This window comes from Chryseobacterium hagamense (assembly GCF_007991455.1).
Taxonomy (GTDB): domain Bacteria; phylum Bacteroidota; class Bacteroidia; order Flavobacteriales; family Weeksellaceae; genus Chryseobacterium; species Chryseobacterium hagamense.
Map to the genome: position 1 here is coordinate 89,469 of NZ_BJYJ01000007.1, position 21,886 is coordinate 111,354.

13 protein-coding genes are annotated in these 21,886 nt (G+C 43.6%); all 13 read right to left on the bottom strand.

Annotation, left to right across the window (positions count from 1 at the left end):
• Positions 1 to 2 precede the first annotated feature (2 nt).
• Positions 3 to 341 carry a c-type cytochrome gene (locus CHA01nite_RS09100; RefSeq protein ID WP_228458382.1) on the bottom strand — a complete coding sequence of 113 codons (339 nt, stop codon included), beginning with the start codon at positions 339 to 341 and terminating at the stop codon, positions 3 to 5.
• 2 nt (positions 342 to 343) lie between these two features.
• Entirely contained in the window at positions 344 to 1,189 is an 846-nt protein-coding gene (locus tag CHA01nite_RS09105; RefSeq protein ID WP_146941002.1) for a DUF5777 family beta-barrel protein, read from the bottom strand.
• A 265-nt stretch (positions 1,190 to 1,454) separates the two neighbouring features.
• A complete protein-coding gene (locus tag CHA01nite_RS09110) occupies positions 1,455 to 3,320 on the bottom strand; it encodes a hypothetical protein (protein ID WP_146941003.1) in 1,866 nt (621 codons plus the stop codon).
• 30 nt (positions 3,321 to 3,350) lie between these two features.
• Positions 3,351 to 4,145: a T9SS type A sorting domain-containing protein gene (locus CHA01nite_RS09115; protein WP_146941004.1), complete on the bottom strand. Its 795-nt coding sequence runs from the start codon at positions 4,143 to 4,145 to the stop codon at positions 3,351 to 3,353.
• A gap of 139 nt (positions 4,146 to 4,284) precedes the next feature.
• Positions 4,285 to 4,893, bottom strand: coding sequence for a Crp/Fnr family transcriptional regulator (locus CHA01nite_RS09120; protein ID WP_228458383.1), 609 nt, complete (start codon positions 4,891 to 4,893; stop codon positions 4,285 to 4,287).
• Between the two features lie 695 nt (positions 4,894 to 5,588).
• Positions 5,589 to 7,739: a TonB-dependent receptor gene (locus CHA01nite_RS09125; RefSeq protein ID WP_146941006.1), complete on the bottom strand. Its 2,151-nt coding sequence runs from the start codon at positions 7,737 to 7,739 to the stop codon at positions 5,589 to 5,591.
• 37 nt (positions 7,740 to 7,776) lie between these two features.
• Positions 7,777 to 8,328 (bottom strand): hypothetical protein, encoded by a 552-nt coding sequence (locus CHA01nite_RS09130; protein WP_146941007.1) that lies wholly within the window; start codon positions 8,326 to 8,328, stop codon positions 7,777 to 7,779.
• An 11-nt stretch (positions 8,329 to 8,339) separates the two neighbouring features.
• Entirely contained in the window at positions 8,340 to 8,819 is a 480-nt protein-coding gene (locus tag CHA01nite_RS09135; protein WP_146941008.1) for a hypothetical protein, read from the bottom strand.
• Positions 8,819 to 11,650 carry a T9SS type A sorting domain-containing protein gene (locus tag CHA01nite_RS09140; RefSeq protein WP_146941009.1) on the bottom strand — a complete coding sequence of 944 codons (2,832 nt, stop codon included), beginning with the start codon at positions 11,648 to 11,650 and terminating at the stop codon, positions 8,819 to 8,821. Before CHA01nite_RS09140 ends, CHA01nite_RS09135 begins: the two co-directional genes overlap by 1 nt.
• Positions 11,651 to 11,831: 181 nt before the next feature.
• Positions 11,832 to 12,137 carry a DUF3467 domain-containing protein gene (locus CHA01nite_RS09145; RefSeq protein WP_027375539.1) on the bottom strand — a complete coding sequence of 102 codons (306 nt, stop codon included), beginning with the start codon at positions 12,135 to 12,137 and terminating at the stop codon, positions 11,832 to 11,834.
• Positions 12,138 to 12,223: 86 nt separating this feature from the next.
• Entirely contained in the window at positions 12,224 to 16,489 is a 4,266-nt protein-coding gene (gene rpoC, locus CHA01nite_RS09150; protein ID WP_146941010.1) for a DNA-directed RNA polymerase subunit beta', read from the bottom strand.
• A gap of 84 nt (positions 16,490 to 16,573) precedes the next feature.
• Positions 16,574 to 20,395 (bottom strand): DNA-directed RNA polymerase subunit beta, encoded by a 3,822-nt coding sequence (gene rpoB, locus CHA01nite_RS09155; protein ID WP_146941011.1) that lies wholly within the window; start codon positions 20,393 to 20,395, stop codon positions 16,574 to 16,576.
• 472 nt (positions 20,396 to 20,867) lie between these two features.
• Positions 20,868 to 21,524, bottom strand: a complete 657-nt coding sequence (locus CHA01nite_RS09160; protein ID WP_146941012.1) for a hypothetical protein — start codon at positions 21,522 to 21,524, stop codon at positions 20,868 to 20,870.
• Positions 21,525 to 21,886 lie beyond the last annotated feature (362 nt).

Sequence of the window (21,886 nt, forward strand, 5' to 3'; positions counted from 1 at the left end):
ATTTAGTTTTCAGGAAGTCCGTCGGTCTTCCATTTGGTGATGATATTGATTTGTGCAGGAGATAAACTTCCGCCCTGCGGCATTTTCTGAGGATCCCCGTTGGCACGGCTTATCCTGTCGATGATGCTGTTGATGTTGCCTTTAACCTGGGAATAATTGGTCAGGGCCTGAGGTCCCGGCGAGTGGCAGCTTACACAATTGGCATCGATGATGGCCTTGACGTCCTTATTGTACGTGACGACCTGTGCAATTGGGGTATTATCTGAAATTTCCTCGTAAGTCCGGCTTTCACAGGCGATGCATGCAACGGCTGCTGAAATGATACATATAAACTTTTTCATACTTAAAATACCCGATAAAGGTTAAACCCAAAGAAAATCTGGCCTTTTTCCCATTTTCCGGAAGCATTGGTCAGGTAACCGATATCCGAATTGAGCTGGGAATTGGTGAACAAAAGCTGGAACACGTGTCCCCCGGTTTCTATATCCATCCCTAACGAAAGCGGATTTTTGTAGAAACTGTGATTGTCGAAGTTTACAAAGTATTCGGCGTTGAGGGAAATCCTTTTGGAGATCTTATAACGGCCGCCCATACCTGCAAGAAACTGATTTTTGTCTTCAATCGCCGGCTCATAAAGGTTCTTGTGTACATAAGACGGGGTGAGCTGAAGGGAAAACTTATCGTTGAACCTCCGGGAAATCAAAGCCTGGGTAAGATAGGAAAGCCGGTCGCCGAACCGGAGATCCGGATAATTATCCTTGCTGAGGTCTGTATTCACAGCCATTACATGATATCCCACAAGATCTACCGGAAAGTTTTCGCTTTGCTTTATCAGTCTGTATTTTATGGCCCCTTCAAAGGTTTTAAGGTTGGTTTCCCTGGAAAGACTCACCGAAATACCATCGGTTATCCCGTAGATCCCGCCTAATTTGGTTGAAGCATTATCGAGCCCGAAAAAGTCCTTAAACCCTTTGCTGATATCTCCGAAGCGGTGTGCAACCACCATATACCATTCGTTCTTTGCAGGAAGCTTGGTAGATTGCCCGGTAACAATCTGCAGTGCTTTGAAGGCAGGCTGCTCCATATCCGGGGTTTTGGTCTGGATTGTATCGATATCCTTCAGCAAATCTTCCTGTGCCGAGGCAAAACCTGCGATGAATACCGATAAAAATAAGAGAGTTTTTGTCATAAGCATTATTGAATTAATAACGCAAACTTAGAAACTTAGCCCGTTAAAATTGTGTGATAAAAGTCACCGGTATCCATATTTTCAGGGAATAGCCCGCAACAGAAAACAGACTGCCCTGAAAGACAGCCTGTTTATGATGCATGCGTTTATATTAAACTTTAATGAATCTTCCGGATTACGGATGATCTTATTTCAGATCTGAAAACAAAGCGCCCTTCCTTTTCATTCACTCTCTTTCGTAAACAGTATCAGACAGAATCCGCACTTACGGAACCAGCGGATTGCTGTTGAAAACATGGCTGATGTTTGAAAGCGCCGGGCTCAGCTGGGTGGCATTATTCGCCGAATGACATCCGAAGCAATTGGTCCGGGGATCCGAATTTGCATTCTGAAACTGGGAATAGGTTTCCATGGTGGTATTGGATAACTGGTTGGTTCCCACATGGCTGAAACTCGTTGCCGAAATATTCCATGTTGAGCCGATATGAAAGTATTTTTTCCGGACATCGTTTCCTACCAGCCTTGCATTGACGTCATTGTTCCCTGCAATTACCTGAGCATTGCTGCGGTCTTCAGTAAGTCCTACGGCAGAACTTCCGAAACCGAAAGGCTTGGTCCGTTGCGTATCGCTGCCGCTGATGGTAAACGGAGACATGGCATTGATATCCTCGCCGTTCATAAACATATGGGAAAGGTTGAAAGAAGTAGCCGTAGCAGAAGAGAACAGCCACGCGGGACCTGTTCCGAAGTTGGTGTCGGCGGCTACCGCCGTGATCCCATTGCTTGAATTTCTGTAGTTGTACGCCCTGTTAGGAGAATTATTGACATGTTCTATCGAGCCCCAGATCATCTCAGGATGCCCGGCAACGCTCCCCACGATATGCATACCTACCAGTGCCAGCATCACGGTTTTAGATCCGTTTCTTGTCCAGACACTCGCTGAGGTCTGGGTATAATTCGGAACCGTTGCCTTTACGGTAATATAATCCTGAAGATTAGGAAGGTTGGTGGTTTCTATCCAGGATGTTTTCAGTTCCATGGCTAGAGAATTGGGTTCAACGATCGGGATATTTTTTGAGGCTGCATAAGCAATAATGGCATTGAGTTCTGCCTGGGTGGTGGGAAATCTGGCTGAAGCAGGCAATACTCCGTTCTTTACCATCGTCAGGAAAACGGCATATACATCGTTTACCATGGAATTATAATAAACGAGAGAACCGTTTTTCGCCATCAGTGCATCTCCGGTGGCCTGTCCCTGCTCCGGCACCACAATCCTGATCACCCCGTTTATTCTTGCGATAAAGATATTTTTCTGAAGATCCGTTGTAAATTTCTGTACGGTGGTATTCTCCTCCAGAGGTTTGGAATAAATAAGTGTTGGATTCTCGATGATTTGCGCATTGATTCCATAGAAAACAGGTGCATTGTTTATCAATTTAACGAATTTTACTTCTTTCTTTTCATTTCCGTCCATAACAAGGTTGAGGCCATTGGGAGAAACAGGCGCTTTATCCACATCGAACATTATTTTGGTCTCCCTTTCGAAAAGCACCGGCAGGTTATTCGCCCCGTTTGCCGTTCCTTTGATATCAAAAGTCATCGCATCCTTTGTATCAACACTCTTAATGGACTGCTGCGAAGTGGCGGAAGATTTAAAGAAAAATACCGGCATGCAGGTATGCTTCTTTAAAGTCCGTAACCCGGTAGTCTGATCGGTAGCCGATACGTCATAAAATTCAGGGGAATTGAATACAAATCCGTTGCAGCTTCCGTATCCGCCGGTTGTGGGCGTCGGCGACAGAAGCCATAAGAACATCTGTTCGGTCCACCGGTAAAAATTCAGATTGATAAAGGCATTTGAAGGGTTTGACGGATGCAAAGCCACGGGATTAGGAGCCGAATCACTGAAGGCCAGGCCGTCCGCAGGTTTTACAAAGACGTCCTGAACAGGCGTTACGCCGGCCGGTAGCCAGGTATCGAATACAGCCTGGGGAACCACATTCCCGGTATCCATGGCATTCAAAGGCATGATGGTAGACTTAAAGCCCTGATAGACTCCCGAGTCCTTCATAAAATTGTAGGTGATCAGAATGGAGGCTGCGAAAGAAATTGTTAATAATATCTTTTTCATGATGTTCACAGTTATTAGTTATACTTTAGATTAGTTTTTGATAAGCGGCCGGGTTACGGATTCTTTTCCGGTGTTTATTTTCACATAATAAATACCGGGCAGCTGCCTGCTTAAATCGATAGAAGTCTGCCTGTTGATCTTTTCCATCTTAACTACCCGTTCTCCTTTTGAATCGAAAACTTCACAGCTGAAAGTATCGGCATCTGCCTTAATCCTGAAGGTGTCTTTCGTAGGGTTCGGATACAGAAGATCCGTATTGCGGGCAAGAGGTGCCGGACTATCCTTGGTTTTATAAATCACCACCTCATCCAGAACGATCGGATTTGCACTTTCCGTTCTGTACTGGGTGGAAACGAACCGGATGGCGGATCTGCTGTTTTTGGAATAGTCTGTTAACGGCAGCCTGATTTTTTCCTCCTTACCGGTTTCGTTGGCACCTAAGGTCAGCAGCTTCTGCCAGGCCCCTTTTTCATCCAGCAGCTCAACCGACAACGTATTATCAGTCCCGTTTTCCTTTTTTTTCTGAAGGTAAAGGAATTCCAGGATTACCTGGCCGTTCGACAGATCGATGGATGGGGTGTCTAATGAAGTGGATACAGGCTGTGTCGCCAGGCCATTGAAGAATACGGCACTGTTTGTGCCCTTCAAGGGAGATTCTACACCGATAGCTGAAATTCCGAAATTGATCCAGGTGGTCTCCTGATCAATGAAGTTCTGGGTAAAACTACCCGGAAAGCCCTTTTCAAAATTTTCCCGGAAGATGATTTCCTGAGCATCTATAAACGAAACGGATGCCATCATCGTTAATAAGATTGTTTTTTTCATGAGGTATTAGTTTTAAATATTCTGGAATATTATTGTATAACAAACTTACGTACTTATCAATTCATAACCGTGTGATAAATGTCACTTTAAAATTGTTTTTATCAATTGATTTTCAGAATATTTAAGACTTTATTGATCATCATCTTTTAACCGGGTCGGATACGGTAATCCGTATCCCTTCCTTGGTCTGAACGAGTTCTCCTTCATTTTCCATTTTTTTCAGGACCCGGCTGATGACTTCTCTTGAAGTTCCGAGATTTCCTGCAATTTCCCGGTGGGTAAGCCGGATCGGATTGTTGCCGGTAACGGAGATCTGCTGCCGGATGTAATTCAGGACGCGTTTATCCAGACGATGGAATACGGCATCATTTACCATACTCATCACATCGGAAAACCGCTTATCGTATTCATGATAAAAAACCTTATTGATTTCGGGAAAGCGGATCAGCCATTCGTGGATGACGGAAACCGGGATCAGCATGATTTCGGAATCTTCTTCGGCAACAGCATAGACCCGGCTGGTATAATCGGTAAAGATGGATGAAAACGTCATCATGCAGCTGTCGTTCCTGCGGATATAATAGTAAATAAGTTCGCGCCCGTCATTTAAGGTAAATACCCGTATGGATCCGTTGATCAGGAAGGGGACAAATTTATTCTTCTGTCCTTCCCTTACAATTTCGGTTTTGGCCTTTACCTGGGTCATTACGGCACATCGATCGAGCTCATTTAAGAAATCACTACCCATAAAGCCGAATTTATTAAGAATAAATTGATTATTTACCATATCCTTTGTATCAAATCTAACAGCAAAGATATACAATTGTGAAGTTTATATCCTACTTTTTTTAATCTATCGTTTTTATACCTGATTTAATAGGGATTATCATTATATCCGGATTAATAAACTTTCCGATTCCATATTTAAATACGGTGCAGCTCAATATTTTTCTAAATACTACTTTAACGTGAATTCGACCGTATTGACATCATATTCAATCGATTATTTAAATCAAAAATAAAATTAGAATGATTCAGTCGGGATTTTGGATGCCACTCATCCTGGCAGAACGAATAAACGATTCACGCTTCTGACAGGATTTTATCCTATCCTGTACCAAGCCGGCCCTTCAGGACTTTGAAACGATTAATCCGTCTCTGATTGAAAATAACCAAGACCGGTTATTAAGGATTAAATAAAAACTCCTCTGATAAAGTGGTAACCTATTCAGTTTGATGATCAGGACCTTTCCTTTATTTGACAAGAGAAACTTCCGGCATCCGGCACCCCTCTTCCAGCCGCTTAATCCAGGTTCTTCTTCGAGTTCACATTATTTTATAACCTATCATTATTAACATCACACACAGGAAAATGATCCGGAAATAAAATTGATTTTTTGGTAAAAAAAACTGCTTCATGAAGCATGAAACAGTTTTAAATAATCAGAGCCTGTATTTCAGATTCAGCCCGTAAAATAAGTAGGCCTTACTTGGACCGGGGTTGAGATCCGTCGCCAGGTTTTTCGGATAATTACTACCCAAATCGGAATCATTGATATTATTACCCAAAAACAGGAAGGTGTAATTGATCTGGCTGGTCAGGTTATTTCCCATCACATAGGCATCAAGGTCGAATCTGCCGAAGGATTTTTTATAGCCCAGTTTGGAATTAAGCAGCCCAAAACCTTTTACAACATTGGTATTGGCAAAATCCGTGTACACATTGCCCAGATAATTGTAGGTATTCACCAGATAAAAGCCCGGTTTGGTATAAAGATCCACCCCAACTGCATATTTGTTTCTCGGCACGCCCACTACCGTTTGATGTTTATAAGTCTGTTCTTTTCCTAACAACACTGTTTTAAAATCTTTATATTTTGCATCATAGTAAGACATATTCACAAAAGGCACAATTCGGTTCACAAAAGAATTGTCGTTTTTATACTGATACCCCACACTTACTTCAAGACCCGTGTTTCTCTGGCTACCCGTATTTGCCCAGTAGCTGTAAGTGCCATTATTACCGGATAACTGGGTGAGTTTATTGGTATAATTAATATTAAATACAGAAACCTGATAATCCAGCTTCGTATCCAGCAGTAAGCCATGTACGCTGAAATCCAGCATTTTCGCACGTTCAGGTTTAAGGTCATCATTGGCGATATTGATGACATTGATGTAAGAAGAAGTTGCTGTAGGTGCATTATAGCCTTCACTGTAACTCAGATTAAAAATCTGTTGCTTCCATTCTTTCTGTAAGGCAAAATGCGGCATATAAGCCGTTTCGTACTGCTTCCCGAAAGACTGGTCTTTTTTCCCTGCGATTAATCCGGGAACGGCAAACAGGTCTTTCCGGTCATAATTGGTTCTGTTGGCACTTATTCCCGCGAGGAATGTTACGCCCCAGGGTTTGTACGTCAAATAATCGATGGCAAAATAGGTAGACTGATTGTTATTGTACTTAAAATAAGTAGCATTGGAAATTCCTGTCGTCTGTAACGGATTGGAAGGATCTGTTCCGGTAAAGCGGTAACTGGAAGTAGTGGACATCGAGTTCTGGATCTCCGTACCGAAGTCGAAGCGGTTTTCGAAATCCTTGAATTCATTTTTCAGGGTAAAGGTAGAACGGAGTCCCACATTGGGTGAACTCGTGATTCCGAAAGCCCCCGCCGAAACACTTTCCGTATTTCCGTTGTAGTAAAATAAAGTGGTATAATTTCTCAGATTTGGCAGAATATTCACCGAGTTGCTGAGGCCTATCCGGGTTGATTTTATTTTATTCCCTGCATTTTTACTGATGTAGGCCGTATTCCCGTTATCAATGCCTGCATTATAGTCTGCATAAGAGATCTGTCCCGAAATATGCTCATACGAATAAGCCTGGCTGCCGAAAAAGCTCAGCTGGTCGCTTTTCCCCAGCTTTACCGTTCCGTTGACATTGAAAAAGTTCTTCAGCCCGCTTCCGTTCGGCCGGTAGCCTTCCGTTTCCAGATGGCCATAAGCTGCATTTACCGAATAATTTTCATCGGCAACATTAAGCTGCGTGCGGGACTGGAAAGTTTTAAAGGCGCCCGCCAGCACATTTTCCGATACGGTGATTCCTTTGGTAAAATCGGGACGCGTGTAGAAACGGACAACCCCGCCTACGCCCCCGCCGTACATCGTTGCAGCCGGACCTTTGATGACTTCAATATTATTCACGTAGGCAAAATCGATGTCATCCAGGATGGTAATTCCCTCAGCATTGGTAAGCGGCATATTGTTCCAGTAGGCCTTTACGCCCCAGTTATTGAATTTCTGGTCATTTCCGTAGCCGCGGACGACCAGTCGCTGGCCACCGAAATTCGTCCTTTTGTCCACCTGCACTCCCGGCATGGTCGATAAGGTCTGTTCGATAGCAGCAGGATTATTCCTGTTAAGTTCTTCTTCGGAAAGGGTTTCTACGGATTGCGCATGCCTTTTGAATTCCGCACGTTCCTGCTTTATTTTTTTTCTTCCCTGGATGGCAACTTCTTCGATATTGGTTTCCGGGGACTGCTGGGCATTAGCAATGGTACAGCCCAATACGGCTGCCATGCATATATATTTTTTCATTTGATTAAAAATTTAATTATCTGTCGTTGAAAGTTTATCAGGCAATATATCTTTCTTCCGGAGGCGGAATGATGACTGACAGATCACAAGTATTTTTTAATCTTTTAAAATAGTCTGATTCCGGATTCCTGTAAAAACTGAAAAGCTCCGGTTGTCCGGTGCCGGAAAAAATAAAAAAGCCAGATGCCTTTATAAGTTTCGTATGCTGAGCAGGTAAGGTAAAATGCCGCCAGGCACACACTTTTTTAGTCACGAAAAATCCTGACAATTTAAGGATGGAATTCAAAACAATATCTTTTTTATCCACGTAGCACTGATAATATTTCTGCCCGTTTTTTAAATCAACTTTAATGATATCGTAGGAAAATCCGTGGAGGACAAATTCCCTTTCCTCTTTCCATTCAGCATTTGCCATTTGTTTTTCTGAGAAATATACGGTTTCCGACGGATCGGTTCCGTGTTTTGAAATATGATCCCGGGTGATTTCATAGATTCTGCTTTTAATAGAGGAAACAGCAGGATAGATCATATTCATCAATATGATCACAAAAGGAATAAGCAGGAACAGAAAAAATAGTTTTGTACGCAAAAAAAAAGAAATTATTGTCGTCGGGGAATCAGTTCCCCTTCAGGTTCTGCCGGGATAAACGCCGGAATTCTGAGTTGGTATATTTTTTCGGAACCCTTTACGGTATATTCTATCTGGCTGTCTTCCGGATCCCGGTGAACGGATGGCTCCGATTTTTCAACAGAAGATCCGGAATCTGAATAGTCAGGACCTTTTGTTTCATCGGTTATCTGAAAACTCCCTCTTACCATAACCGAATTTCCCGAACGGCTCTGCATAAAGCTTATGGGATGTCCTTCCGCCTTGAAAGAAGTAACGGTCATCTGATCCCTGCGGTCTTGCGGTTTTAGAAAGACCGTGTAGACGGCTCCTCTAATACCCGGCCGGCCACCGGACCACTCCGATTTTTCTGCAGAAACCAAAGCCACCCTGCCCTGATCCAAAGAGGAAACCGGCGCTTTACAGGAAAACGCCAGCATCCAGAATATGATGATAAATAACGGGTTATTCATTAGTCGTCGTCTCCGTCGTCATTTACTTTACCCAATACCAGGTAGTTTCCGCTGTACACGGTTTTTCCGTTGGCTTCGGCTTTCAGGACGTAATTTCCGGGGGTTAAACGCTGTCCGAATTCCTCGTCGGATTTTACGTTCTTTTTCGTATATACCAATCTTCCCGATGCGTCGAAAATACTGATGTCTACGGAACTGTATTCAGCAGCTCCAAATCTCAGATGGGAGATTCCTTTCGATGGATTCGGATATATTCTGATTCCGTCTTTTTTGGATTTCACTTCGCCGGTCGCCAGAGTAACGGTTGTATTCTGGGTGGTCCAGGCACCTCTTCCGTAGGTGGATACCAGAACCGTTCTGGTTGAGGGACGATAATCCAGATTGGTGACCCTTACGTTACCGATATTCCCGGTAATGGAAGCCCATGTAGGAGAAGAGGCCAGGAAGTTTGTGGTTCCCCATACTCCCATTTCTGTTCCCAGAATTACTTCGTTGGCATCATCAGGATTTCTCAGAACGGTTCTTACCGGCATATCCGGAAGATTCCCTTCTTTGTTCTGCCACGTTGCCCCGCCATCCGTAGAATAGAATACGCTGGTCAGGTTATAATTCGATAAAGTGACGATAATCTCATTTTCACTGGCTCCGAATTCGATGTCGGAAATTGTTCCTGCGGCCGGTGCGGTAAGTACGGATGAGGTATAAGAGGTGGTATTGGCATTCGTAACTTTAAAGATCCTACCCAGATTGGTTCCTACAAATAAGGTGGTGGAAGCCGTTGTGTAAGGAGAAACCTTCATCCAGGAAACCTGCTCGTTGGTCTGGGCGGTTCCTACCGTCATGGTAACGTTGGTAAATGTGGTAGAAGTCGCCGACAGGCCGCCTGTTCTGAAGAGGGTAAGTCCTGAACGGTAAGAATAAAATACATTGTTGATCCGGTCTAAAGCGATTTCATTGACAAAGTGACCGTAAGCATTCCTGTTGGCGCTTGAAATCAGATAATAGGTACCGGTCGTCAGCAGATAATGGTTGTTGTATACATAGCTGGCAATTTCGTAATTGTCCTGGTCATCGTATTCCGTATACATTCCGTCTCCGGACGTAGCCGCCTGGCTGGTCAGGAAATTATTGGACTGCGGAACTCCATAGAGCCACCACGAACCGTTATCCTGGGCGCCCGCCAACAGTTCTTCGTTAGCCGGGGTTTTAACAGGATTCAGCATTGCCGTATAAAACTGCGTAACATTGTACCGTGTGTTTCTGGAGGCAAAACTACCTGCTGTTGCGATGGTATTTTTATTTGCTGCAAAATAGATTCCGCCGTCATTCCCGAACATCATCTGATTGGTCGCATAGTTATTGAACGGATTGAAAACGATCTCATGCTGGTCTGCATGGACCTGGGAAACCGGCAGATTGGCCATACTGTTGTTGTTCGACCATTTTGAGATCTGGCTCCAGGTGGTACAGCCGTCCGTAGATTTATAAAGATCGATTCCCCCGATATATACCGTATTGTCATCTAAAGGATCGGTGGCGATAATCAGATCATAAAAAGACTGCCCTCTTGTGAAGTCGTTGGCCGGAATACTGGTATCCGCAGCTGTAGGCAGAGTAATGACCGGAGAAGCATCGCTGGTAGCCTGCCAGGTTGTCCCGCCATCGGTAGATCTGGCGATACGGATCGGCTCGGAGGTACTGTTGGCGCCCTGCATAAAGGCATATACTTTATTGGCATCTGTCCGCGACAGCGTAAAATTCACCCGGGCTCCGGAATTGCCGACGTTATAGACTTCGCTGAAAGTCGTTCCGTCCGCAGATTTTAAAATCCGCCCTCCCGAATCGATGTTGGAATATCTGGAAGACCGGGTAGAAACCCATACGGAATTATCTGCTCCGATTTCGATCTGCTGAATGGCATATCCCGTTGTGCTCGGCGTACCCGTGTTGGTATTGATTGCCGATAAACTGGTATTTTTTGTAAAGGTTGTTCCTCCGTTGGTGGATTTGTACAATCCTGCCTGGGCCAGCCCCTGGAATGCGCCGTCGTTATAGTTGCCGCTTACGCCTGCATAGACTTCCGAAACCCCGGCATTGTTTCTCACTTTAATGTCGTTAATATAAAAGTTTCCGCTCCTTACGTTTCCGGAATAGGTAGGCGTAATGGTAAAAATCTGTGTCCAGGTATTCCCTCCGTCGGTCGATTTCCAGATGCCCGAGCCTATGGCGTCGGCGGTAGGGGCTTCACCTGTACCCACGTAGAGGGTTTGGGGATTATTGGGATCGTAGGCGATACAGGAAACGGAAGTATTCGCCCAGAAAGTACTCAGCGGTGTCCATTCGTTGGTGCTTACGGAAGGATCCTGATTTACCCACAGTCCTCCGGAAACGCCTCCTGCAAAAACTCTTTTACCGGCAGGATCATTGGGATCATACATAATGGCACGCGTTCTCCCCCCTACGCTGTAAGGACCTCTTTCGATCCATGGTTCGTTTACTATTTTTCCGGTGGAAGACCCGCTCCCGGTAATGAAAGACATTTGTTTGGTAGGAGCATACCTTCCCTGGGCAATTTCCTGATTCAATGCGGCAAGCTTGTAAAATCCGTTTTCTCCGGTTACCGGATCCATGGTTCTTTTGTAATCTTCTTCGTTATAAGGGTTTGGCGGAATACCAGCAGACCTTGCGACTTTATGTTGTTTCTTCAGGTCTTTGCTGTATTTTGCATACAGTTCCTGAAGATGTTTCTGGTTTTTATGAAGTAGATTTTCCTGCGCATAGAAGCTTCCTGCAGTACAGAGCATCGCACAAAAAATAAAAGGTGCTTTCATTTTCAATATTTTCCGCAATATACTAAGTCTTGAGATAATTATAATATTCTAAATTAAATTTTAATAATTGTTAAGTATTTCCAATAAATAGCAATGAATTATTTAAATCCGGCAATGGGAAAATGAGGAAACAAAAATGCCCCGGCTTTCACCGGGGCATCTTTTTTATATAAGAAAAATCTTAAGCTTGTACGTTGTTTCCTCCTAATACGAAAGGCTCAACTTCTTTGATTTCTCCGAATTGCTGCTCGTAGTTAGCAATGTTCTGCTGAAGAGCAGAAAGTACTCTCTTGGCATGAAGCGGAGCAAGAATTACTCTTGATCTTACTTTAGCCTGTTGTACACCTGGCATTAACTGGATGAAATCTACTACGAATTCAGATGGAGAGTGGTTTACCAAAGCTAAGTTTGCATAGATACCCGCTGCTACCATTTCGTTTAATTCGATGTTGATGTTTCCGTCTTGTGGATTTTGATTGTTGTCCATTTGTTATAAATATTTTTTAATTCGAAATTTTGAGGTTGTGAAAATATAAAAATAAATCCAAACCTCAAATTTCCGAATCATTAATTTTAGTTAAGATCTTCGAATTCTTTTTTAGAACCTACGATCACATTCTGATATTCTTTAAGACCTGTACCTGCAGGAATTCGGTGTCCTACAATTACATTTTCTTTAAGACCGTTCAGCTCATCTACCTTACCTGCCACTGCAGCTTCATTCAGTACTTTTGTGGTTTCCTGGAACGATGCAGCCGACATGAAAGATTTCGTCTGAAGAGCCGCTCTGGTAATACCCTGCAATACCGGAGTTGCGGTAGCCGGTAAAGCTTCCCTTACCTGAACCAATGCCTGGTCTTCACGTTTCAGCTTAGAGTTTTCATCTCTCAGTTCTCTTGCCGTGATCATCTGACCCGGCTGGAATACTTTAGAATCTCCTGCATCCATTACCACTTTAAGCCCGAATACCCTGTTGTTTTCTTCCAGGAAGTCGTATTTGTGCTCAAGCGCTCCTTCAAGGAACTGGGTATCCCCACCATCTACGATCGATACTTTGGTCATCATCTGTCTTACGATGATTTCGAAGTGCTTATCGTCAATTTTTACCCCCTGAAGACGGTAAACTTCCTGAATTTCATTTACCAGATATTCCTGAACCGCGGTTGGACCTTTGATTCTTAAAATATCGTCCGGAGTAATGGAACCGTCGGAAAGCGGTGAACCTGCTCTTACGAAGTCATTTTCCTGTACCAGGATCTGGTTGGATAATTTAACCAGGTAGATTTTTCTTTCGCCTGTTTTTGCTTCAACGATCAATTCACGGTTACCTCTCTTGATTTTTCCGTAAGAAACTACCCCGTCGATTTCTGTAACCACTGCCGGGTTGGATGGGTTTCTTGCTTCGAATAATTCGGTAACTCTCGGAAGACCCCCGGTGATATCCCCTGCTTTTGCAGATTTTCTCGGGATCTTGATTAAGACTTTACCGGCCTTGATCTTCTCACCGTCATTTACCATTAAGTGGGCTCCTACCGGTAGGTTGTATGCTTTCTGCTCAACCCCCTTGGAATCTACCACCTTCAGGGTAGGTACGGCTTTTTTATTTCTGGATTCGGAGATTACTTTTTCTTCGAAACCGGTAGCTTCGTCAATTTCCAGCTGGAATGAAATACCCTGAATGATATCTTCGTACTCCACCTTACCGGCAGTTTCAGCAATGATTACCGCGTTGTAGGCATCCCACTTACAGATCACATCGCCTTTCTTCACTTTATCTCCCGGCTTCACAGCCAGTATGGAACCATAAGGTACGTTGGCCACCATCAATGGTGTTCTGGATTCGTTATCCGCTACCAACCTGAATTCCGTAGAACGGGAAACCACAACTTCAGCCGTGTTACCGTTTTCATCTTCAGAAGTAATGGTTCTGATCTCGTCCATTTCAACGATACCGTCTCTTCTTGCCACGATGGATGGATTTTCGGAAACGTTTCCTGCAGTACCCCCCTGGTGGAAGGTTCTCAGGGTAAGCTGAGTACCCGGTTCCCCGATGGACTGTGCTGCAATTACCCCTACTGCTTCACCCATGTGGATGGTTTTACCTGTTGCCAGGTTTCTACCGTAGCATTTTGCACAGATTCCTTTTTTAGCCTCACAGGTTAACGGTGAACGTACTTCAACCGCCTCCAGTCCGGCTTCTTCAATTCTTCTGGCAAATATTTCGTTGATCACTTCGTCGGCATTGATGATTAATTCATCGCTTTCAGGATCATAAATATTATGTAATGATACCCTACCCAAGATTCTTTCGGAGATTCTTTCAACGATCTCGTCATTTTTCTTAAGCGCAGTAACTTCGGTACCTCTTAAAGTTCCACAGTCGTCTTCGGTAACGATCACGTCCTGTGCAACGTCTACCAGTCTTCTCGTTAAGTAACCGGCATCGGCCGTCTTAAGAGCGGTATCCGCAAGACCTTTACGGGCACCGTGGGTAGAGATGAAGTACTCCAGGATGGAAAGACCTTCCTTAAAGTTTGCAAGGATCGGGTTTTCGATGATCTCCGCTCCGGTAGAACCGGCTTTCTGCGGCTTGGCCATCAAACCTCTCATCCCGGATAACTGACGGATCTGTTCCTTGGAACCCCTCGCCCCGGAATCAAGCATCATGTATACCGAGTTGAATCCGCCCTGGTCGGTCTTCATCCGGCTCATGATCATTTCCGTTAATCCGGCGTTGGTATTGGTCCAAACGTCAATTACCTGGTTATATCTTTCCGTATCGGTAATCAGACCCATGTTGTAGTTGGCTCTGATCTCGTCTACCGTTTCGATAGAAGTAGCGATCATCTGCTTTTTCTCAACCGGTACCACGATATCACCTAATGAGAACGAAAGTCCTCCTTTAAATGCATTTGAGTATCCCAAATCTTTCATGGCATCCAGGAACTTCACGGTAGTAGGGAAATCCGTATCCGCAAGGATCTTACCGATAACGTTTCTCAATGATTTCTTTGTTAAAAGTTCATTGATATAGCCTACCTGCTTCGGTACAATCTGGTTGAACAGGATTCTACCTACGGAAGTTTCGATCAGTCTGGTAACGATCTGCCCGTCTTCCTTTACCGGAAGCCTGCATCGTACTTTAGCGTTCAGAGATACTCTTCCTTCTGCGTAAGCGATTTCCGCTTCTTCCGGAGAGTAGAATGCCAAACCTTCACCTTTCACTTTCATATCGTCCGTAGAGCTTAATTCTTTGGTCATGAAATAAAGACCAAGAACCATGTCCTGAGAAGGTACGGTAATCGGAGAACCGTTTGCCGGGTTCAGGATGTTCTGAGAACCCAACATCAGTAACTGTGCTTCAAGGATCGCTTCAGGGCCTAACGGTAAGTGTACCGCCATCTGGTCACCATCGAAATCCGCGTTGAAGGCCGTTGTTACCAACGGGTGAAGCTGGATGGCTTTCCCTTCGATCATTTTAGGCTGGAAGGCCTGGATCCCCAGTCTGTGAAGCGTAGGTGCCCTGTTCAGAAGAACCGGGTGGCCTTTCATCACGTTTTCAAGGATATCGTATACTACAGGTTCTTTCCTGTCGATGATTCTTTTAGCTGATTTTACGGTTTTTACAATCCCTCTTTCAATCAGTTTTCTGATGATGAACGGTTTGTAAAGTTCCGCTGCCATATCTTTAGGGATACCGCATTCGTGAAGCTGCAGGTTAGGACCTACAACAATTACCGAACGTGCCGAGTAATCTACCCTTTTCCCCAATAGGTTCTGACGGAAACGACCCTGCTTACCTTTCAATGAATCGGAAAGGGATTTCAACGGTCTGTTGGATTCAGATTTTACCGCAGAGGATTTCCTTGTGTTATCGAACAGGGAATCTACGGATTCCTGAAGCATACGCTTTTCGTTTCTAAGGATTACTTCCGGAGCTTTGATCTCCAATAGTCTCTTCAGACGGTTGTTTCTGATAATCACCCTTCGGTAAAGGTCATTTAAATCGGAAGTTGCGAAACGTCCTCCATCCAACGGAACCAATGGTCTCAATTCCGGCGGAATTACAGGCAGCACACGCATGATCATCCACTCTGGCTTATTGATCATTCTTGTATTGGCACCTCTCAATGCTTCTACAACGTTCAGCCTCTTAAGAGCCTCCGTTCTTCTTTGTTTAGAACCTTCGTTGTGTGCTTTGTGTCTCAGGTCGAAAGACAAGGCATCAAGATCGATTCTTTTCAGCAATTCCTCAACCGCTTCAGCACCCATTTTGGCGATGAATTTGTTCGGATCGGAATCATCAAGATACTGGTTCTCGATCGGAAGGGTTTCCATGATATCCAGATACTCTTCTTCCGTCAGGAATTCCATGTTTTCGAAGTCGGAACCGTCCAATTTCTTGGCAATCCCCTGTTGGATCACTACATATCTTTCGTAGTAGATGATCATATCCAATTTCTTGGAAGGAATTCCTAAAAGGTAACCGATCTTGTTCGGTAAAGAACGGAAATACCAGATGTGAGCAATCGGAACAACCAGGTTGATGTGCCCGATTCTCTCTCTACGTACTTTTTTCTCCGTAACCTCAACCCCGCAACGGTCGCAAACGATCCCTTTGTAACGAATTCTCTTGTATTTACCACAAGCACATTCGTAATCTTTTACAGGACCGAAGATTTTTTCACAGAACAAACCGTCTCTTTCAGGCTTATGCGTTCTGTAGTTAATGGTTTCCGGCTTCAGCACCTCTCCTCTCGATTCCTGAAGAATCGATTCGGGGGAAGCTAAACCGATGGTTATTTTATTAAATCTACTTGATTTATTTTTATTTGACATTTGTTAGATTTTAAATTTTAGATTTTAGATTTTAGATTAATTTCCAGATGTTTCCATCCGGCATTGATAATTTAAAATTTAAAATTATTCCTCTAGTCTTACGTCTAATCCAAGACCCTGTAATTCGTGAAGCAATACATTGAATGATTCAGGAATACCCGGTTCAGGCATCGATTCACCTTTTGCGATTGCTTCGTAAGTTTTTGCTCTACCAATCACGTCATCCGACTTCACGGTCAGGATTTCTCTCAGGATATTGGATGCTCCGAATGCTTCAAGAGCCCAAACCTCCATCTCTCCGAATCTCTGGCCTCCGAACTGCGCTTTACCTCCTAACGGCTGCTGCGTAATCAATGAGTAAGGTCCGATGGAACGGGCGTGCATCTTGTCATCAACCATGTGACCCAGTTTCAGCATGTAGATTACCCCTACGGTCGCTGCCTGAGAAAATCTTTCTCCGGTACCTCCGTCATACAGATAGGTATGACCGAATTTAGGAAGACCTGCTTTCTCAGTGTACTCCGTAATCTGGTCAAGGCTTGCTCCGTCGAAGATCGGCGTTGCAAACTTCAATCCTAATTTCTGACCTGCCCATCCGAGAACGGTTTCATAGATCTGTCCGATGTTCATACGGGAAGGTACCCCAAGCGGGTTCAATACGATGTCTACCGGTGTCCCGTCTTCAAGGAACGGCATATCTTCTTCACGAACGATTCTCGAAACGATCCCTTTGTTACCGTGGCGTCCTGCCATTTTATCCCCTACGTTCAGTTTACGTTTCTTGGCGATGTAAACTTTAGCAAGCTTCATGATTCCTGCAGGTAGTTCATCCCCGATGGAAATAGCAAATTTCTCACGGTTTTTAACCCCCTGGATATCATTGAACTTAATCTTATAGTTGTGGATCAGCTGTTTGATCAGTTCGTTTTTATCCGCATCAACCGTCCAGTCTGAACCGCTGACGTTTACGTAATCTTCAACGGAAGTAAGCAATTTGTGAGTAAACTTCACCCCTTTACCGATAATTTCTTCATCCAGGTCGTTTTTCACCCCCTGGGAAGTTTTACCGCTTACCAGCGTATTTAATTTTTCAATTAACGTGTTTCTCAACTCATCAAACTTAGCTTTGTAAGTGTTTTCAATTTCTTCAAGCTTAAGTTTTTCTTCTGTTCTTTTCTTTTTATCCTTAATGTTTCTGGAGAAGAGTTTCTTATTAATCACCACCCCTCTTAACGAAGAGTCGGCTTTCAATGAAGCATCTTTTACGTCACCGGCTTTGTCACCGAAGATCGCTCTAAGAAGTTTTTCTTCCGGAGTCGGGTCGGATTCCCCTTTTGGAGTAATTTTACCGATCATGATATCACCAGGCTTCACTTCAGCCCCGATTCTGATCATCCCGTTTTCATCAAGATCTTTGGTTGCTTCCTCGGAAACGTTTGGAATATCTGCCGTAAGTTCTTCCATACCCAATTTGGTATCACGAACCTCAAGAGAATATTCATCTACGTGGATGGAAGTAAACCAGTCTTCACGGACTACTTTTTCGTTGATTACGATCGCATCCTCGAAATTGTATCCTTTCCAAGGCATGAACGCAACCACAAGGTTTCTACCCAGAGCCAATTCTCCTTTTTCGGTAGCATACCCGTCGCAAAGCACCTGGCCTTTTTCTACCACATCCCCAACTCTTACGTTCGGTCTCAGGGTAATGGTGGTACTCTGGTTGGTTTTTCTGAACTTAGTCAGGTTATATGTTTTCGTAGCGGACTCGAACTGTACCAGATCCTCGTCTTCGCTTCTTTCGTATTTAATAACGATTCTGTCGGCATCCACATACTCTACCGTACCGGTACCTTCAGCATTGATCAAAATTCGTGAATCTCTTGCTACCTGCTGCTCAAGCCCTGTACCTACAATCGGAGCCTGCGGCTTCAACAAAGGAACGGCCTGACGCATCATGTTGGATCCCATCAATGCACGGTTCGCATCATCATGCTCCAGGAATGGGATCAGTGAAGCGGAAATACCGGAAATCTGGTTTGGTGCCACGTCGATCAGGTTAACCTGGGAAGGTTCAACTACCGGATAATCACCATCCAGTCTTGCAATAATCCTGTCGGTAAGGAAGTCTCCGTTATCGCTCAATTCCACGTTGGCCTGAGCAATTACTTTGTCTTCTTCGTCTTCGGCATTCAGGTAAATAGGATCGGCATTAAGATTAATCTTGCCTTCTTCTACTTTTCTGTATGGGGTTTCGATGAATCCAAGCCTGTTGATTTTAGCATAGATCCCTAATGAAGAGATCAGACCGATGTTTGGTCCTTCCGGAGTTTCAATCGGACAGATTCTTCCGTAGTGGGTATGGTGAACGTCACGAACCTCGAAACCTGCTCTTTCTCTTGATAAACCTCCAGGCCCCAGTGCGGATAATCTTCTCTTGTGAGTAATTTCCGATAATGGGTTGGTCTGGTCCATGAACTGGGAAAGCTGGTTGGTTCCGAAGAAGGAATTGATCACCGACGTTAACGTCTTAGCGTTCACAAGATCAAGCGGAGTGAAGATTTCGTTATCTCTAACGTTCATTCTCTCTTTGATGGTTCTTGCAATTCTTGAAAGACCTACGCCGAACTGTCCTGCCAACTGCTCACCAACGGTTTTGATTCTCCTGTTGGACAAGTGGTCGATATCATCAACATCCGTTTTTGAGTTTACCAGCTCAATCAGGTGTCTTACAATCGCGATTATATCTTCTTTGGTAAGAACTTCAGTTGTTGTAGGAATGTTCAGACTTAATTTTTTGTTCAGTCGGTAACGTCCTACTTCACCCAAGGAGTATCTCTGCTCGGAGAAGAATAATTTCTCAATGATCCCTCTTGCCGTTTCCTCATCTGGCGGATCTGCGTTTCTTAACTGACGGTAGATATATTCCACCGCTTCTTTTTCAGAGTTGGTAGGGTCTTTCTGTAATGTATTCTGGATGATAGAGAACTCATTGCTGTTTTCTTTGTGAATCAGGATCGATTTCACACCGGCATCAAGGATCAGATCCAGGTGCTCTTTTTCAAGAATGGTTTCTCTATCCAGGATGATCTCGTTTCTTTCGATAGAAACCACTTCCCCTGTATCTTCATCTACGAAGTCTTCGAACCAGGTGTTCAGAACTCTCGCAGCCAATGTTCTTCCTTCTACTTTTTTAAGTGCCGCTTTAGAAACTTTTACTTCTTCAGCAAGGTCGAAGATCTGCAGGATATCCTTATCGGATTCGTAACCGATCGCTCTTAATAAAGTAGTTAACGGTAATTTTTTCTTACGGTCGATATATGCGTACATGACGCTGTTGATATCGGTTGTAAATTCCATCCATGATCCTTTGAAAGGAATGATTCTTGAATAGTAAAGTTTGGTTCCGTTGGCGTGGTAAGTCTGTCCGAAGAATACACCGGGTGAACGGTGCAACTGCGTAACGATAACCCTTTCAGCACCGTTGATGATGAAAGATCCGCTAGGCGTCATATAAGGAACCGGGCCTAAATATACATCCTGAACCACGGTCTGGAAATCCTCGTGCTCAGGGTCTGTACAATACAATTTAAGTCTTGCTTTAAGAGGTACGGAATACGTAAGCCCTCTTTCCACACACTCATCGATTGAATAACGTGGAGAATCTACCAGATAATCCAGGAATTCCAATACAAATTGGTTTCTGGAATCCGTAATCGGGAAATTTTCCTGAAAAGTCTTGTAAAGACCTTCATCTCTTCTGTCTTCAGGTAGGGTATCAAGCTGGAAAAACTCAGAAAAAGACTCGATCTGGATATCCAGGAAGTCAGGTGTGATGATTTTTCCTTTCGCTGAAGAGAAATTAACTCTCTGGTTTACCCTTGTTGTAGGTGTTGTTTTACTCATAAAACTTTTAAGAAAGGTTAAAAAATATTTTGATTCATTAAAAAATATCAGAAAAGAACAGGTAACAGGTTTAAAATGAAAAGGTAAAAGTATTTTGGCGCTTACAAAGAACCTCCTATTTACTAACTCTGTACTTACTTTTTTTCTAACTGCAACGCTGGTATATCTTTTCACAGCGTAATGCAAAATATTTTTATTACTTTTGAGGCAGAACCGCCACTGTATCTATAAACAGGAAATCCCCTTCACAATCATGAAAGAGGTGATATTCAATATTTTATAGATATGTATACAATTATTCGCGCCAAAAGAGACTGCAAAGATAGAAAATAATTTTGTTTTCTACAAATATAAATATCTTATTTTCAATAATTTCTTTTATACAGAACTGCAGTTCTCATATAAATATGGAAAATTCAGTTTATTTTTTTTAATGAAATAATACATAGAGACTGAATCATTCTACCGACGGTTATTTACGATCTGACGAGCACGGCAGATGATCATTATAGAAAAACATTACATGATCAGCAGGAGCATTCCAGTCTGCGATATAATGCCTGAAAGCATCGCGGAACCAGGCATCCACCCTATTTTTTGCAGAAGACTGGATAAGCAGAGGACCATATTGCCGGTTCTGTTCTAAAGAAAGGTCCGCAGGCATGACCAAAGCAATGTGTCCGGGCTTATGAGGATTGGTATTTTGCGCACATACAATGACCAGATAGCCCTCATCTGCCATTCTCTGTGCTTCATACAGCGTATTCTCCGGCAGCGCATGCCATCCGGAATTTTTGGAGCGGCCGGAATTCAGCCATCTTACCTGTGCATTGGCAAGCAGTTCCTGCTTATGTTCGGGCGGTCTTAAAAGATAAATTCCTTTGCGTTCGCAGGCTGCAGCAACAAAGGCACTGCAATGGGTTCTTATTCCGGAAACCGCATCAGGATCATCCGGCTCACCGGTCTGCCAGTTGATGTGCTGGCCTGCCTGCCATTTGTGCAGGATATCCATCCCGAGGTAAAATGATTTCAGCTGCCTCCCGCATTCGGTCATGCGTAAGCTGTCGGTTTCCTGCCCGTAAGTGAGGATGGAAACAAGAAATAATAGGATCAGACTGAGTTTTTTCATGATTTTATACTTGAGGTGAACTCGAAACAGAATTCGGATGAAAAGGCTGGAAGAAGGATGCCTGATGCAGGAAGCTTCTTGTGTCAATATGATCAATAAAGGTATTATAAAATGAATAGTTTGTCACTTTATCAGATAGAGATTTTGTTTAATTCTTTATTCAGAAACTTAAATTTTAATTTATACCCTAATAACCAAATACATATAAATAAGATGGAGTCGAATTCAGGTTATAATCAGCTGTTTTGGCACTTATTCATTCCCATTCCCAAACTGTCATAATGGTTTAGAGACAAAACAGGTAAGAATGTTAAATTGAGTTGATGAATAAAAAAAAGACTAAAGTTCAGGATCGCTCCTTC